This is a genomic window from Rathayibacter sp. AY1E8 (assembly GCF_002931415.1).
Taxonomy (GTDB): domain Bacteria; phylum Actinomycetota; class Actinomycetes; order Actinomycetales; family Microbacteriaceae; genus Rathayibacter.
In genome coordinates this window covers 1-12,855 of record NZ_PSVI01000001.1, presented here as the reverse complement: position 1 = coordinate 12,855, position 12,855 = coordinate 1, and the positions used below count along the sequence as shown (strand labels likewise).

Here is a 12,855-nt window from a genome sequence, read left to right as displayed (position 1 = left end):
ACTCGGACCGTCGTCGCCTCGACGAGCAGAGCTCGGAGTGCTGGGCGGGGGGCGGACGCTGGCGTCAGACGGAGCGAAAGCGGCGGTCGTCCGATGGACTGATCCCGATTGCGGATCGTGGTGCCCCTGGAGGGACTCGAACCCCCAACCTGCTCCTTAGGACGGAGTCGCTCTTCCATTGAGCTACAGAGGCTGGCCGAGCCAGTGTACCCGCCGTGCCCCGCCCCCCGCGAAGCGACGACAGGGCCCCACCACAACGCCAGCGAAGCACGCCACGGCCCTCGTCGCGGCGACTGCGCGGCACACCCCTCTTGACACGAAGGCCTCCCGCCTCCATGGTTAGTTACAACACCAACTAACCACCCAACCCAGCACCGAAGGAGCCCGCGTGGACGACTCCCGCCCGCTCTTCCTGCAGATCGCCGAGCAGATCGAGAACGACATCATCGACGGCGCGCTGCCGGAGGAGTCGCAGGTCCCGTCGACCAACGAGTTCGCCGCGTTCCACCGCATCAATCCGGCCACCGCCGGCAAGGGCGTGAACCTGCTCGTCGACGACGGGGTGCTCTACAAGAAGAGGGGGATCGGCATGTTCGTCGCCGAGGGGGCGCGCGACCGGCTGGTCGAGAAGCGCCGCACGCAGTTCCGCGACCAGTTCGTCGCTCCGCTGCTCGCCGAGGCCGCCAAGCTCGGCCTCAGCACCGAGCAGCTCGCCGACATGATCACAGAAGGGGGATCGCGATGAGCGCGGTCATCGAGGTCCACGACCTCACCAAGCACTACGGACGCATGCGCGCCGTCGACGGCATCGGCTTCGCGCTGGAGGAGAACCGCATCCACGGCCTCCTCGGCCGCAACGGCGCGGGCAAGACGACGCTGATGTCGCTGCTCACCGGCCAGGAGTTCGCCAGCTCGGGCGAGATCCGCGTCTTCGGGCAGTCGCCGGTGGAGAACGCCGCCGTCCTCTCCCGCACCTGCTTCATCAAGGAGAGCCAGAAGTACCCGGACGACTTCAAGGTGAAGCACGTCCTGCGCAGCGCCCCCTGGTTCTTCGACGGCTGGGACGAGGCGTTCGCCCGCGAGCTCGTCGAGGACTTCCGCCTCCCGGTCGACCGCAAGATCAAGAAGCTCTCCCGCGGACAGCTCTCGGCGATCGGAGTGATCGTCGGTCTCGCCTCCCGCGCCCCGCTCACGTTCTTCGACGAGCCGTACCTGGGGCTGGACGCCGTCGCCCGGCAGCTGTTCTACGACCGCCTCCTCCAGGACTTCGCCGAGCACCCGCGCACGGTCGTCCTCTCCACCCACCTCATCGACGAGGTCAGCAGCCTGCTCGAGCATGTCCTCGTCATCGACCAGGGCCGCCTCGTCGTGGACAGCGACGCGGAGGAGCTGCGGGGTGCCGCGGCGACGGTCATCGGACCCCGGCAGGCCGTCGAGTCGTTCACCGCCGGCCGCGAGGTCATCGCCCGCTCCGCTCTCGGCAGCCGCGCCTCGGCCACGCTCCCCCGGCTCGACGACGCCGGCCGCGCCTCCGCCGCCCGCCACGGGCTCGAACTCGAGTCCGTCCCCCTCCAGCAGCTCGTCGTCCAGCTCACCACCGGGAAGGCCTCGGAATGACCGCTCTCACCGGCGCCCCCGCGCGCCACGACACCGCCGCCGGCCGCCTCGGCAGCATCGTCCGCCTGCACTTCGCGAACCCCGCCACCATCCTCTACACGCCGCTGATCATCACGGCCGTCATCCTGTCGGGCAACCTGGTCGTCTGGTGGCTGATCCTCCGCGGGCTCGACTCCGGCGAGCGCCTCGAGGCGCAGGAGGGGATGACCTACTCCGGCGCGTCCTTCTTCCTCTTCGTCTACATGATGGTCGTGGCCGTCCAGTCGGTGAACGTCACCTTCGGCCTCGCCCTCGGCTACGGCGCCACCCGCCGCGACTTCTCCCTCGGCACGGCCCTCACCTTCGTCGCCCTCTCGGTCTTCTACACCGGCGTCTTCGTGGTCCTCGGGATCGTGGAGCGGGCGACCGACGGCTGGGGCTTCGGCGGCAGCTTCTTCCGCTCGATCTACTTCGGCGGGGACTCCGTGGGCGAGCAGGCCGTCGCGGTGCTCTGCGCCCTGCTCTTCTTCTTCTTCATCGGAGCGGCGACGGCGGCGGTCTACGTGCGCTGGCGCCAGCGCGGGATGCTGCTCTTCTTCGGGATCCTCGGCGCCCTCCTGCTGGCCGTGATCACCCTCCTCACGCTCACCGAGAACTGGCCCGCCGTCGGCTCCTTCTTCGGCAGCGTCGGATACGCGGGCGGCTACGCCCTCTCGCTCATCCCGACCGCGATCGCCGGAGTCGCGGGCTGGGCGATCCTCCGCCGCGCCACCCCGCGCAGCAGCTGACACCACCGCCACCGATCCGAGAGGACCGACCATGACCGCCCCCGCCCGCCGCTCCGCCTCCCCGCGGAGGATCCTCTCCGTCCTGAGGCTCCACCTCGCCCACCCCGGGACGGTCCTCGGCTGGCCGCTGCTCGTCCTGCTCGCCGTCCTCGCCGGCAACCTCGTGATCGGGTGGCTCGTCCTCCGCGGGATCGGGGCCGAGCGGGGCGGCGGCGACTCCGGCATCCTCCTCGTGGGGCCGGGGATGCTGATCGTCGTCTTCCTCTTCATCGGCTCCATCCAGGCCACGACGGCCACCTTCGGGCTGGCGCTGAGCTACGGAGCGACCCGGCGCGACCACGTCCTCGGCAGCGCCCTCGCCTTCGCGGCCCTGTCGGTGCTCTGGGCGGCGATCGTCGTGGTACTCGGGGTGCTCGAGGAGGCGACCGGGGGCTGGGGGCTGGGTGGCGCGCTCTTCCTCGCCTCCCCCCTCGACGGTCCGTGGCACGAGCGCTTCGTCGTCCTGCTCTGCTCCCTCCTCGCCGCCTTCGCCCTCGGGGGAGCAGCGGGAGCGGTCTTCCTCCGCTGGCGGGAGCGCGGGGTGACGGCCTTCCTCCTCGCCCTCGGAGCGGCGGCACTCGCGGTGGTCGTCGTCGTCGCTCTCGCCGGGGGCCGGCCGATCGTGGCGGACGTCCTCGAGAGCGCGGGGACCGCCGGAGCCGCCGCTCTGCTCCTCGTCCCCGCCGCGCTGCTGACGGTGGTGGGCTCGCTGGTCCTCCGCCGGGCGACGCCGCGCGGCTGACCCCCTCCGGAGCCGGGCCTGCAAGGCCCTTCCGCCCCGGGCGTCCGGATGCCAGCGTGGGCACATGGCCGACTCCCCCGCTCCGTCTCTCCTGCCCGTCCCCGAGCACGGCTGGATCGCGCGACCCCCCGACGCCGAGCTGACCCAGGACACTCTCGACACGGTCGACGCCTGGTGGCGCGCCGCGAACTACCTCGCGGTCGGGCAGATCTACCTGCTCGCGAACCCGCTCCTGAGGACCCCGTTGAGCCGGGAGGACATCAAGCCCCGCCTGCTCGGCCATTGGGGCACCACCCCCGGCCTCAACCTGATCTACGCGCACCTGAACCGCGCGATCTGCGAGCGCCGCCAGCCGACCCTCTACATCACCGGTCCCGGCCACGGCGGACCGGGCATGGTCGCCAACGCCTACCTCGACGGCACCTACAGCGAGATCTACTCGCACATCGACGAGTCGGAGGAGGGGCTGCGCCGCCTCTTCCGCCAGTTCAGCTTCCCCGGGGGCATCCCCAGCCACGCCGCCCCCGAGACCCCGGGCAGCATCCACGAGGGCGGAGAGCTCGGGTACGCGCTGAGCCACGCGTACGGAGCGGCCTTCGACAACCCGGACCTCCTGGTCGCGGCGGTCGTCGGCGACGGCGAGGCCGAGACCGGCCCGCTCGCCACCAGCTGGCACTCCAACAAATTCGTGAACCCGCTCACCGACGGCGTCGTCCTGCCGATCCTGCACCTCAACGGCTGGAAGATCGCGAACCCGACCGTCCTCGCCCGCATCCCGCAGGAGGAGCTCGACAGCCTCCTCCGCGGGTACGGCCACGAGCCGTTCCTCGTCGAGGGCGGCTTCGACGGCGAGGACCCGATGCGCGTGCACGAGCGGTTCGCCGACGTCCTGGACACGGTGCTCGACCGCATCGCGGCGATCAAGGAGCGCGCCGCCGCCGGCGACCTCTCACGCCCGGCCTGGCCGATGATCGTGCTGAAGACCCCGAAGGGCTGGACCTGCCCGACCGAGATCGACGGCGTCCAGGTGGAGGGCACCTACCGCTCGCACCAGGTTCCGCTGCCCAACGCCCGCGACACCGAGGCGCACACCCGCCTCCTCGAGGACTGGCTCCGCTCCTACCGGCCCGAGGAGCTCTTCACCGAGGAGGGCGGCGTGGTCGACCGCGTCCGCTCGCTGGCCCCCGAGGGCGAGCTGCGGATGAGCGCGACCCCGCACGCGAACGGCGGGCTGCTGCGGCAGACCCTCGACCTGCCCGACTTCCGCCGCTACGAGGTCGTCGTCGAGCAGCCGGGTGGCACCGTCGCGGAGGCGACGAAGGTGCTCGGCGAATGGCTCGCCGACGTCATCCGCGCCAACCCGACCAACTTCCGCCTCTTCGGGCCGGACGAGGTCGCGAGCAACCGGCTGCAGTCCGTCTACGCCGCCACCGACAAGCAGTGGGACGCCGAGCTCAGCCCCCTCGACGACCACCTGGCCCGCGCCGGGCGGGTCATGGAGGTGCTCTCGGAGCACCAGTGCCAGGGCTGGCTGGAGGGCTACCTGCTCACCGGCCGCCACGGGCTCTTCACCTGCTACGAGGCGTTCATCCACATCATCGACTCGATGTTCAACCAGCACGCGAAGTGGCTGGACGGCACCCGCGACATCGAGTGGCGCCGCCCGATCGCGAGCCTCAACTACCTGCTCTCGAGCCACGTCTGGCGCCAGGACCACAACGGCTTCAGCCACCAGGACCCGGGCTTCATCGACCACGTCGTCAATAAGAAGCCCGAGGTCGTGCGCGTATACCTGCCCTTCGACGCGAACACGCTCCTCTCGACCTACGACCACTGCCTCCGGAGCGTGGACTACGTCAACGTGGTCGTCGCCGGCAAGCAGCCCTCGCCCCAGTGGCTCACGATGGCGGAGGCGGTCGCGCACTGCACGCGGGGCCTCGGCATCCTGGAGTGGGCGAGCAGCGAGCGGCAGGGCGAGTCCCCGGACGTCGTGCTCGCCTGCGCGGGCGACGTGCCGACCCTCGAGACCCTCGCGGCGGTGAGCATCCTCCGCGAGACGCTGCCGGACCTTGCGATCCGCACGGTCAACGTGGTCGATCTGATGCGTCTGATGTCGGAGTCGGAGCACCCGCACGGCCTCTCCGACCGCGAGTTCGACGCCATCTTCACTCCCGACCGCCCGATCGTGTTCGCCTACCACGGCTATCCGTGGCTCATCCACCGCCTGACCTACAAGCGGACCGGCCACGGCAACCTGCACGTGCGCGGGTACAAGGAGAACGGCACCACCACCACTCCGTTCGACATGGTGATGCTCAACGACCTCGACCGCTACTCGCTGGTGATCGACGTCATCGACCGGACCCCCGGCCTAGGCGCCCGCGCCGCCGGTCTCCGCCAGGAGATGCAGGACGCCCGCATCCGCGCCCGCGCCTACACCCGCGAGCACGGCGAGGACATCCCCGAGGTCGCGAACTGGACCTGGGCCGGCGAGCGCTCCGGCAACGCCAGCCAGAGCACCGGCAACGACAACGAATAGCGCCGGGTCGCGCACCACGCCCTCCACTGACGGGTCGCGGTCGTGTCGCTGGCAAGGCGGAGGAGGAAGCGATACCGGCGGTATCGCGCCCGACGACAACGCCGCCAGCGGCGCGACCGCGGCCCGTCAGGCGGCGGGAGCCAGGTAGTCGTCCCAGTCGGGCTGCGTCCGCTCCGCGCCGCGCACGAGCCAGGAGCCGGCGCGCGGCATCCGGGGGACGGTGCGCAGACGCCATCCCATCTCGTGCGGGGTGCGGTCGCTCTTGACGTTGTTGCAGCGCTGGCAGCAGGCGACGAGGTTCTCCCACGTGTCCCGGCCCCCGCGCGACTTGGGCTGGATGTGGTCGATCGTCGCCGCGTGCTGACCGCAGTAGCCGCAGCGGTGGTTGTCCCGGCGGAGCACGCCCCGGCGCGACACCGGCACGCTCCGGCCGCTCGGGATGCGCACGTACCGGGTCAGCACGATCACCGAGGGCCGCACGTGGTCGCCGTGCGCGCTGTGCACCGGATTGCCCTCGTCCGCGGCGATCACGGTCGCCTTCTCCGTCATCAGCAGGACCAGGGCCCGCTTGAACGACACCACCGCGAGCGGCTCGTAGCCGGCGTTGAGAACCAGAGTGCGCATCAGTGACCTCCGTGCTGTCGCACGCCGTCACGCGAAAGCGCCGCGACCACGAGCAAGGGCGCCGTCGTGATGACGGCGCCCTGCGAGGCCGCGGCGGAGTGCCGCGCGATGACGTGGAGTCGTATCCGCGTGTCGGAGGAGTGCACCGCCGCGGTGAGGACCCGCGCGCGTATCGAATCGGCCGGCCGCACGCGCGAGCGCAGCCCCACGCTGTGGCGCCCGCTCCGCTCGGCCATCCCGGCACTCCGTCCCTCGACGAATCGATCCGCTCGCCACGCGAGCGGACTGGGGTTCAGGTTAACCCTTCACGCCCGGAACACCAGGGGTCGGTCCGGATTCGTCACGCGGCGTTCACACGGCGGGACGACGAGAGCCCGCCCCCTCCAGGAGGGGACGGGCTCTCGAGCGGATCGACCGGGTCAGCCGTTGATGCGCACGATCCGGTAGTCGGAGGTCCACAGCGGCTGCACGCGGACGCTCGCGCCCTCGTACGGCGCGTGCAGGATGTTGCCGTTGCCCGCGTAGAAGCCGTCGTGGCCGTCCATGATGACGAGGTCGCCGGGCTGCGCGTCGGCGAGCGAGACGGGGGTGCCCATGGCGCCCTGGCCCGCAGCCGAGTGCGGCATCGAGATGCCGTACTGGGCGAAGACGTACATCACGAAGCCGGAGCAGTCGAAGCCGCTCGGGTCGGCTCCACCGAAGACGTAGGGCACGCCCTGGTACTGCATCGCCGTATCGAACACCGCCGGGAGGCTGTAGCTGGTGGTCGGGGCGGCGGCCGCGATCTCGCTGGCCGAGGCGCCGGAGTAGGAGTTGAACTCCTCGGCGGTCTCGGCGCGCGCCTCCGCGACGTCGCTCGTGTCGACGACGGGCTCGGCCACCACGACGGGCTCGGGCTCCGGTGCGGGCGGCGGGGGCGCCGCCTCGGCCGAGAAGCCGTCGCGGGCGATCGCGGCCTGCACCACTCCGCCGTCGACGGCGACGGTCTGCGCGGAGCCCTGGCGGAGGAGGTCGGCTCGCGACGCCGCGAACAGGCCGTCGTCCTGGCTGCCCGGAGTGAAGGCGTAGGCAGGGAGCGCCATGGTCGCGACCAGCGCGCCGGCGAAGCCGACCATCGCGACCTTGCCGACGACACGGCCCCGGCGCTTGCGCGGGGTCCCGGCCGGCGACGGCACGAAGTCGGTGATGTCCGCGCGGCGGGCAGGAGCTGCGGGAACGGCGCGACGGGAGACGGGTGCGTCCCCGTGGATCCGGGCGCGGATGACCGGGGGCCGGTTCTCGAAGGTCGCGTCGCCGGAGCGGTCGGGGTGGTTGGAGCGGAACCGGTCGGGTGAGCCGGCGTCCTCGTTCGGGGTGAGGGGGTTCTGGGGCAAGGGGGAGATCCTCCGACGTCCCCTCAGCCCAGGCAGCTGTCCCGTCTCATGCACGAAGCATCGGTGTGCACAGGATCCGAGACGGGTGTGGGGGCGTCGGATCCCGCGCCCTGGGACCGAGGCTCGGCCGCAGGGCTCCACAGAGCGTAAGCGACCGTTACCGATTTGTCACCTTCTCGGCGGAAAGAGACCGCTCTCCCGTTCGCCTCCGGTCACCGGATGCGGTAAGGGCCCGTACGGGCCACTCCCAGGGACGCGCGGGTCAGACGACGAGGAAGATGTGCGCAGCGACCTCGTTGGGCAGCTCGATGCCCGCCTCGGCTCCGTCGATGCGCGCGAGCACGTAGCCGTTGAGGGCCGAGAACTCGCCCTCGGCACCGGGCACGACCCCGGCCTGCTTGAGCTGGAGGAGGAGCTCCGGATCGACCTGCGCCGGCTCGCCGAGGCGTCGGACGACGCCGCGGCGGGGCTCGCTCGACCCCGCGACGAAGCGCGGCAGGCTGATGACGCCGTCGGCGAAGCGGGAGGCGGGGGTGTCGCCGAGCTCGTCCAGGCCCGGGATCGGATTGCCGTAGGGCGACTCCGTCGGGTGGTCGAGCATCTCGAGGAGACGGCGCTCGACCTGCTCGCTCATCACGTGCTCCCAGCGGCAGGCCTCCTCGTGCACGAACTCCCAGTCGAGCTTGATGACGTCGTGGAGGAGCCGCTCGGCGAGGCGGTGCTTGCGCATGACGTGGATCGCCTTGCGGCGACCGTCGGAGGTGAGCTCGAGATGGCGGTCGCCCGAGACGACGACGAGGCCGTCGCGCTCCATGCGACCGACGGTCTGCGACACGGTCGGCCCGGAGTGGCTGAGCCGCTCCGAGATGCGCGCGCGCAGCGGGATGATGTTCTCCTCCTCGAGCTCGAGGATGGTGCGCAGGTACATCTCGGTGGTGTCGATCAGATCCGTCATCTCAGCCTTCCCGTCTCGGCGCGCTCCACCCTAGTGGTCGCCTCGACGCAGCATCGGCGCTGCGGCGCGACGCAGGCCTCCGTCGCTCGGAGGAGGGGTGCGGGCCGGGAACCCTAGTATTAACGCATGCCGGACCTCACCATTCCTCGCGAGCTGCTCCCCCACGACGGACGGTTCGGCTGCGGCCCGTCCAAGGTGCGGCACGACCAGCTCGCCCACCTCGCGACGCAGGGCGCGCACCTCCTCGGGACCTCGCACCGCCAGGCGCCCGTCAAGGACCTCGTCGGGCGCGTGCGCGAGCACCTCGCCACGCTGTTCCGCATCCCCGACGGCTACGAGGTCCTGCTGGGCAACGGCGGCTCGACCGCCTTCTGGGACGCCGCCGCCTTCTCCCTCATCGAGCGCCGCGCCGAGAACCTCACGTTCGGCGAGTTCGGCCAGAAGTTCGCGGCCGCCGCCTCCGCGCCGTTCCTCGAGCCGGCCCACGTCGTCTCCGCCCCCGCGGGGTCCCGGAGCGAGGTCGAGATCGTCGAGGGGATCGACGTGTACGCGTGGCCCCACAACGAGACGAGCACCGGAGTGATGGCCCCGGTCCGCCGGGTCCGCGGCGACGAGGGCGCGCTCACCGTCATCGACGCCACCAGCGCGGCGGGCGGCATCGACGTCGACATCGCCGAGGCCGACGTCTACTACTTCGCCCCGCAGAAGAACTTCGCCTCCGACGGCGGACTGTGGTTCGGTCTCTTCTCCCCCGCCGCCATCGAGCGGATCGAGCGCATCGCGGCGAGCGGCCGCTACATCCCCGAGTTCCTCAGCCTCAAGAACGCCGTCGACAATTCGCGCCTGAACCAGACGCTGAACACTCCCGCGCTCTCGACCCTCCTGCTGATGGAGTCGCAGCTCGAGTGGATGAACGCCTCGGGCGGCCTGGCCTGGGCGTCGGCGCGCACGGCCGAGTCCTCCTCCGCGATCTATGACTGGGCCGAGGCCTCGAGCCTCGCCACCCCGTTCGTCGAGGTGCCCGAGCACCGCTCCCAGGTCGTCGCGACCGTCGACTTCGACGCCTCCGTCGATGCCGCTCTCGTCGCGAGGATCCTCCGCGCGAACGGGATCGTCGACACGGAGCCGTACCGCAAGCTCGGCCGCAACCAGCTGCGCGTGGCGACGTTCGTCGCGATCGAGCCGGACGACGTCCGCTCCCTGCTCGGCTGCATCGACCACGTCCTCGAGCGCCTGGCGGTCTGAGGCACGCCATGCGGCTGTGGCTGCGCGAGGAGGAGCGGCGGCCCGCGCCGCCGCCCTACGCGAGCGACGACGCGACGGCTCTGCTGGTCGGGTGCGCCGTCTGGGCCGTCGCCCTCGTGGCCGTGCTCGTGGCTGCGGCCGTCGGAGCCGTCGTCGAGCCGGTCGTCCTGTCGACCGTCGTGATCGTACTGGTCCTCGGCACGATCGGGCTGTTCTACAGCCGCAACCGCCTCTAGACCGCGTCGGTCTCCATCCGGAGTGCGGTGCCGTCGGCCTCGGGCTCGAGACGGACGCGCAGGCCGGTGAACTCGCCGAGGCGCTCGACGTGGGTGCCGCCGCACGCGATCGCGGTGTCCCCCGCGGGGAGGGTGCAGCGCCATGTCCGCCGCGTGCTGAGGAGGTCGTCATCGCGCTCGATGCGCACTTCCGCGTCCGAGGCGATCCACTCGGCAAGGAGGGCGTTCACCCGCTCCTGCACCTCGAGGATCTCCGCCAGCAGGCGGGCGGTGTCCATTCCGCTGCGTCGGAGGGACTTGCCGAGGCGGTAGACGTCGGTGGAGCCGGACTCGCGGATCCGCGAGGTCTGGATCGCCGCCTGGTCGAAGTCCGGGTTCCCGAGAGCGTCGGTGCGCGCCGGCTTCGACCAGAACGAGGCCAGAGCGGCGTTCAGGGCGAGGGAGGCGAGGTGGCAGGCGGTGTGCCCACGGGAGAGCTCGTGCCGGTGCTCCGCGTCGACCTCGACGTCGACCTCGTCGTCCACGTGGAGTGAGGAGGCGTCGTCGACGATGTGGACGACGACGAAGCTCCACTCCGGAGTACCGAGCCGCGCCGGGAGCCGCTCGCCGACGTGCAGCTCGCCGCCCTGCCACGCCCCGATGAGGCAGTCGATGAGGGGAAGCCGCTCCCCCGCCACGACCAGCGCACCGCGGTCGGGCCCCTGGTCGGGCCAGGTCGGGTCGACGGGGTGAGCGGAGGTCGCATCGAGGACGACCGCCAAGCGGCCGTCCTGCAGCCGGCCCACGTGCTGCACGCGCCCGGAGGAGCGCACGGTGCCGTCGGGATAGGCGATGCGGGTGTCGGAGTCGATGCTCATCGGGCGGCGCCGGACCGGATCAGCGGCGACGGCGACGGCGACGGGTGGCGGGGGCGGGAGCGGGTTCGGGCTCGACGTCGTCGGAGTCCTCGTCGTCGGAGTCGTCGTCCGGGTCGTCGTCGTCGTCGTCGGAGTCGTCCTCGTCCGAGTCCTCGTCGTCCGAGTCTTCGTCGTCATCAGAGTCGTCGCCCGAGTCCTCGTCCTCGTCCGAGTCCTCGTCCTCGTCGGAGTCGTCGTCCGACTCGTCGTCGAGGTCGTCTTCCTCGGCGTCCTCGAGCTCGTCGTCGTCCGCGTCCTCGACCTCCTCGCCGAGCGCGTCCTGCGCGGTCTGGTAGTCGGCGAGACGCACGGACCACGGCACCCAGTCCGGAGCGAGGACCGCGCCCTCACCCGGCAGCAGCTCGACCTCCAGGACGTTCACGTCCTCGGTCTCGTCGATCCGGGACAGCGTCGCCGTCCACAGCCAACCCGGGTACCCGCGCATGAGGTTCGCGAACTGCAGCGACACGACGTGCTCGCCCTGCGCCAGAGTCGTGACCAGCTCGCCGATCGTCCCCTCGGGGGCGATCTCGGCGAGCGCGGCGCGCGCGACATCGAGAGACCCGGCAAGCACGGCGTCCGCCTCGTAGACGGGCTCGGGAGCCTCGTCCGCGGCGGCCTCGTCCGCCTCCCCCGTGGAAGCGTCGTCGTCGGCTGACGTCGCGTCCGCCGCCGGTGCGCCATCGGCCTCGGAAGGTTCGTCCATGACGAGGGCGGAATCCTCAGCAGAAGTCGCATCCTCAGCAGGAGCCGAGTCGTCAGCAGGAGCCAGGTCCTGAGCAGGAGCCGAGTCCTCAGGTGTTCCCGCGTCGTCAGCAGGAGTCGAGTTGTCAGCAGTGGCCGCGTTCTCAGCAGGAGCCGGCACTGCAGCAGAAGCCGTGCCCGAGCCGGAGACTCCCGCCTCCGCGGCGACGTCGTCGGCCGGAGGAGTCTCCTCCGCAGAGGCGGAGTCCTCGCCAGGAGCCTCGGTCACCGGGAGGGCGGCGTCGCTCTCACCCTCGCCGGAGGGAGCCTCGTCGACAGGAGCCGCCTCGTCAGCGGCGATCTCCTCGTCGGCTCCGCTCGCGTCCTCGGCGGAGGAGTCCTCCTCGGCAGGAGTCGTGTCCGGCTCGCCGGAGTCGCCCTCTTCCGAGGACTGCTCCACGCGAGCGTCCTCCGTGGTCGGAGCGGCGACGGTCTCCTCGACCGGGCGCTGCTCGTCGGTCGTGCCGTCGGCGTCAGGCATCCAGCTCGTCCGCAACCCGGCGCAGGAGCGCCGCGATCGTGCGCCCGTGGGCCTTGTCGGGGTAGCGGCCGCGCTTGAGCCCGGCGCCGATCCCGTCGAGCAGCTTGACCGTGTCCTCCACGATCACGGACATGTCGTCCGCGGACTTCCGGTTGAGCTTCACCAGGCTCGGCGGGGCGTCGAGGACGCGCGCCGAGAGCGCCTGCGCCCCGCGCTTGCCGTCGGCGATGCCGAACTCGAGGCGGGTGCCGGCCTTGACCGCGGTCCCGGAGGGCAGCGCGGAAGCGTGCAGGAAGACCTCCTGGCCGTCATCAGTGCTGATGAAGCCGAAGCCCTTCTCCTCGTCGTAGAACTTGACCTTGCCGGTAGGCATGCAGACCCCTCCTGGAAATGAAGCAGCCATCAGTTTAGTCGACCGGGGCCGCCCTATCCTTGACGAGTGAAGCCACAGGAGCCGGCGGGCGTCGGACGCGCGGAGCGCACGCTCGCCTACATGTTCATCGCGATCATCATGAGGAACGCGATCGGCAGACCCACCAGCGGCACGGCGAAGACGAACTGCCAGAACGGGCCGGCGTACTCGCGGATCCCGAGCGC

13 protein-coding genes and 1 tRNA gene are annotated in these 12,855 nt (G+C 71.2%); 7 read left to right on the top strand and 7 right to left on the bottom strand.

The genetic code is table 11. From position 1 onward, the window contains the following. Positions 1–118 precede the first annotated feature (118 nt). Positions 119–193 (bottom strand) — tRNA-Arg (locus tag C5C74_RS00075). Between the two features lie 195 nt (positions 194–388). Here C5C74_RS00075 and C5C74_RS00070 point away from each other — a divergent pair. From C5C74_RS00070 to C5C74_RS00050, 5 genes are all read left to right on the top strand, one after another. Then, on the top strand, positions 389–745 hold the full coding sequence (locus C5C74_RS00070; protein WP_104224613.1) for a GntR family transcriptional regulator: 357 nt from the start codon (positions 389–391) through the stop codon (positions 743–745). Further along, positions 742–1,617: an ABC transporter ATP-binding protein gene (locus C5C74_RS00065; RefSeq protein ID WP_104224612.1), complete on the top strand. Its 876-nt coding sequence runs from the start codon at positions 742–744 to the stop codon at positions 1,615–1,617. Before C5C74_RS00070 ends, C5C74_RS00065 begins: the two co-directional genes overlap by 4 nt. Further along, positions 1,614–2,384 carry an ABC transporter permease gene (locus tag C5C74_RS00060; RefSeq protein WP_104258198.1) on the top strand — a complete coding sequence of 257 codons (771 nt, stop codon included), beginning with the start codon at positions 1,614–1,616 and terminating at the stop codon, positions 2,382–2,384. Before C5C74_RS00065 ends, C5C74_RS00060 begins: the two co-directional genes overlap by 4 nt. 31 nt (positions 2,385–2,415) lie before the next feature. After that, on the top strand, positions 2,416–3,165 hold the full coding sequence (locus C5C74_RS00055) for a hypothetical protein (RefSeq protein WP_104350753.1): 750 nt from the start codon (positions 2,416–2,418) through the stop codon (positions 3,163–3,165). Positions 3,166–3,229: 64 nt separating this feature from the next. Beyond that, positions 3,230–5,704: a phosphoketolase gene (locus tag C5C74_RS00050; RefSeq protein ID WP_104350752.1), complete on the top strand. Its 2,475-nt coding sequence runs from the start codon at positions 3,230–3,232 to the stop codon at positions 5,702–5,704. A gap of 126 nt (positions 5,705–5,830) precedes the next feature. On the opposite strand, the gene C5C74_RS00045 is transcribed toward C5C74_RS00050, so the two are convergent. The 3 genes from C5C74_RS00045 to C5C74_RS00030 all read right to left on the bottom strand — a co-directional run bounded on the left by C5C74_RS00045 (position 5,831) and on the right by C5C74_RS00030 (position 8,656). Continuing rightward, positions 5,831–6,328 (bottom strand): HNH endonuclease, encoded by a 498-nt coding sequence (locus C5C74_RS00045; protein WP_104224608.1) that lies wholly within the window; start codon positions 6,326–6,328, stop codon positions 5,831–5,833. A 419-nt stretch (positions 6,329–6,747) separates the two neighbouring features. Next, positions 6,748–7,701, bottom strand: a complete 954-nt coding sequence (locus tag C5C74_RS17195; RefSeq protein WP_258064064.1) for a C40 family peptidase — start codon at positions 7,699–7,701, stop codon at positions 6,748–6,750. A 262-nt stretch (positions 7,702–7,963) separates the two neighbouring features. Continuing rightward, the gene (locus C5C74_RS00030) at positions 7,964–8,656 is read right to left on the bottom strand and encodes a metal-dependent transcriptional regulator (protein WP_104224606.1); all 693 of its coding nucleotides are present in this window, start codon (positions 8,654–8,656) and stop codon (positions 7,964–7,966) included. A gap of 126 nt (positions 8,657–8,782) precedes the next feature. Here C5C74_RS00030 and serC point away from each other — a divergent pair, with 126 nt between their 5' ends. Both serC and C5C74_RS00020 read left to right on the top strand, forming a co-directional pair. Continuing rightward, on the top strand, positions 8,783–9,901 hold the full coding sequence (serC, locus tag C5C74_RS00025) for a phosphoserine transaminase (RefSeq protein WP_104226476.1): 1,119 nt from the start codon (positions 8,783–8,785) through the stop codon (positions 9,899–9,901). A gap of 8 nt (positions 9,902–9,909) precedes the next feature. Further along, entirely contained in the window at positions 9,910–10,137 is a 228-nt protein-coding gene (locus tag C5C74_RS00020) for a DUF2530 domain-containing protein (RefSeq protein ID WP_104350751.1), read from the top strand. On the opposite strand, the gene C5C74_RS00015 is transcribed toward C5C74_RS00020, so the two are convergent. Genes C5C74_RS00015 through C5C74_RS00005 form a run of 3 tightly spaced genes read right to left on the bottom strand, consistent with a single transcriptional unit; the run spans position 10,134 to position 12,631 of the window. Further along, positions 10,134–10,994 carry a metal-dependent hydrolase gene (locus C5C74_RS00015; RefSeq protein WP_104350750.1) on the bottom strand — a complete coding sequence of 287 codons (861 nt, stop codon included), beginning with the start codon at positions 10,992–10,994 and terminating at the stop codon, positions 10,134–10,136. The two genes, C5C74_RS00020 and C5C74_RS00015, sit on opposite strands and share 4 nt — an antisense overlap. 19 nt (positions 10,995–11,013) lie before the next feature. Then, positions 11,014–12,258 (bottom strand): DUF3027 domain-containing protein, encoded by a 1,245-nt coding sequence (locus C5C74_RS17735; RefSeq protein WP_258064063.1) that lies wholly within the window; start codon positions 12,256–12,258, stop codon positions 11,014–11,016. Then, the gene (locus C5C74_RS00005; protein WP_104224602.1) at positions 12,251–12,631 is read right to left on the bottom strand and encodes a cold-shock protein; all 381 of its coding nucleotides are present in this window, start codon (positions 12,629–12,631) and stop codon (positions 12,251–12,253) included. The genes C5C74_RS17735 and C5C74_RS00005 overlap by 8 nt, the downstream gene beginning before the upstream one ends. Positions 12,632–12,855: the final 224 nt, after the last annotated feature.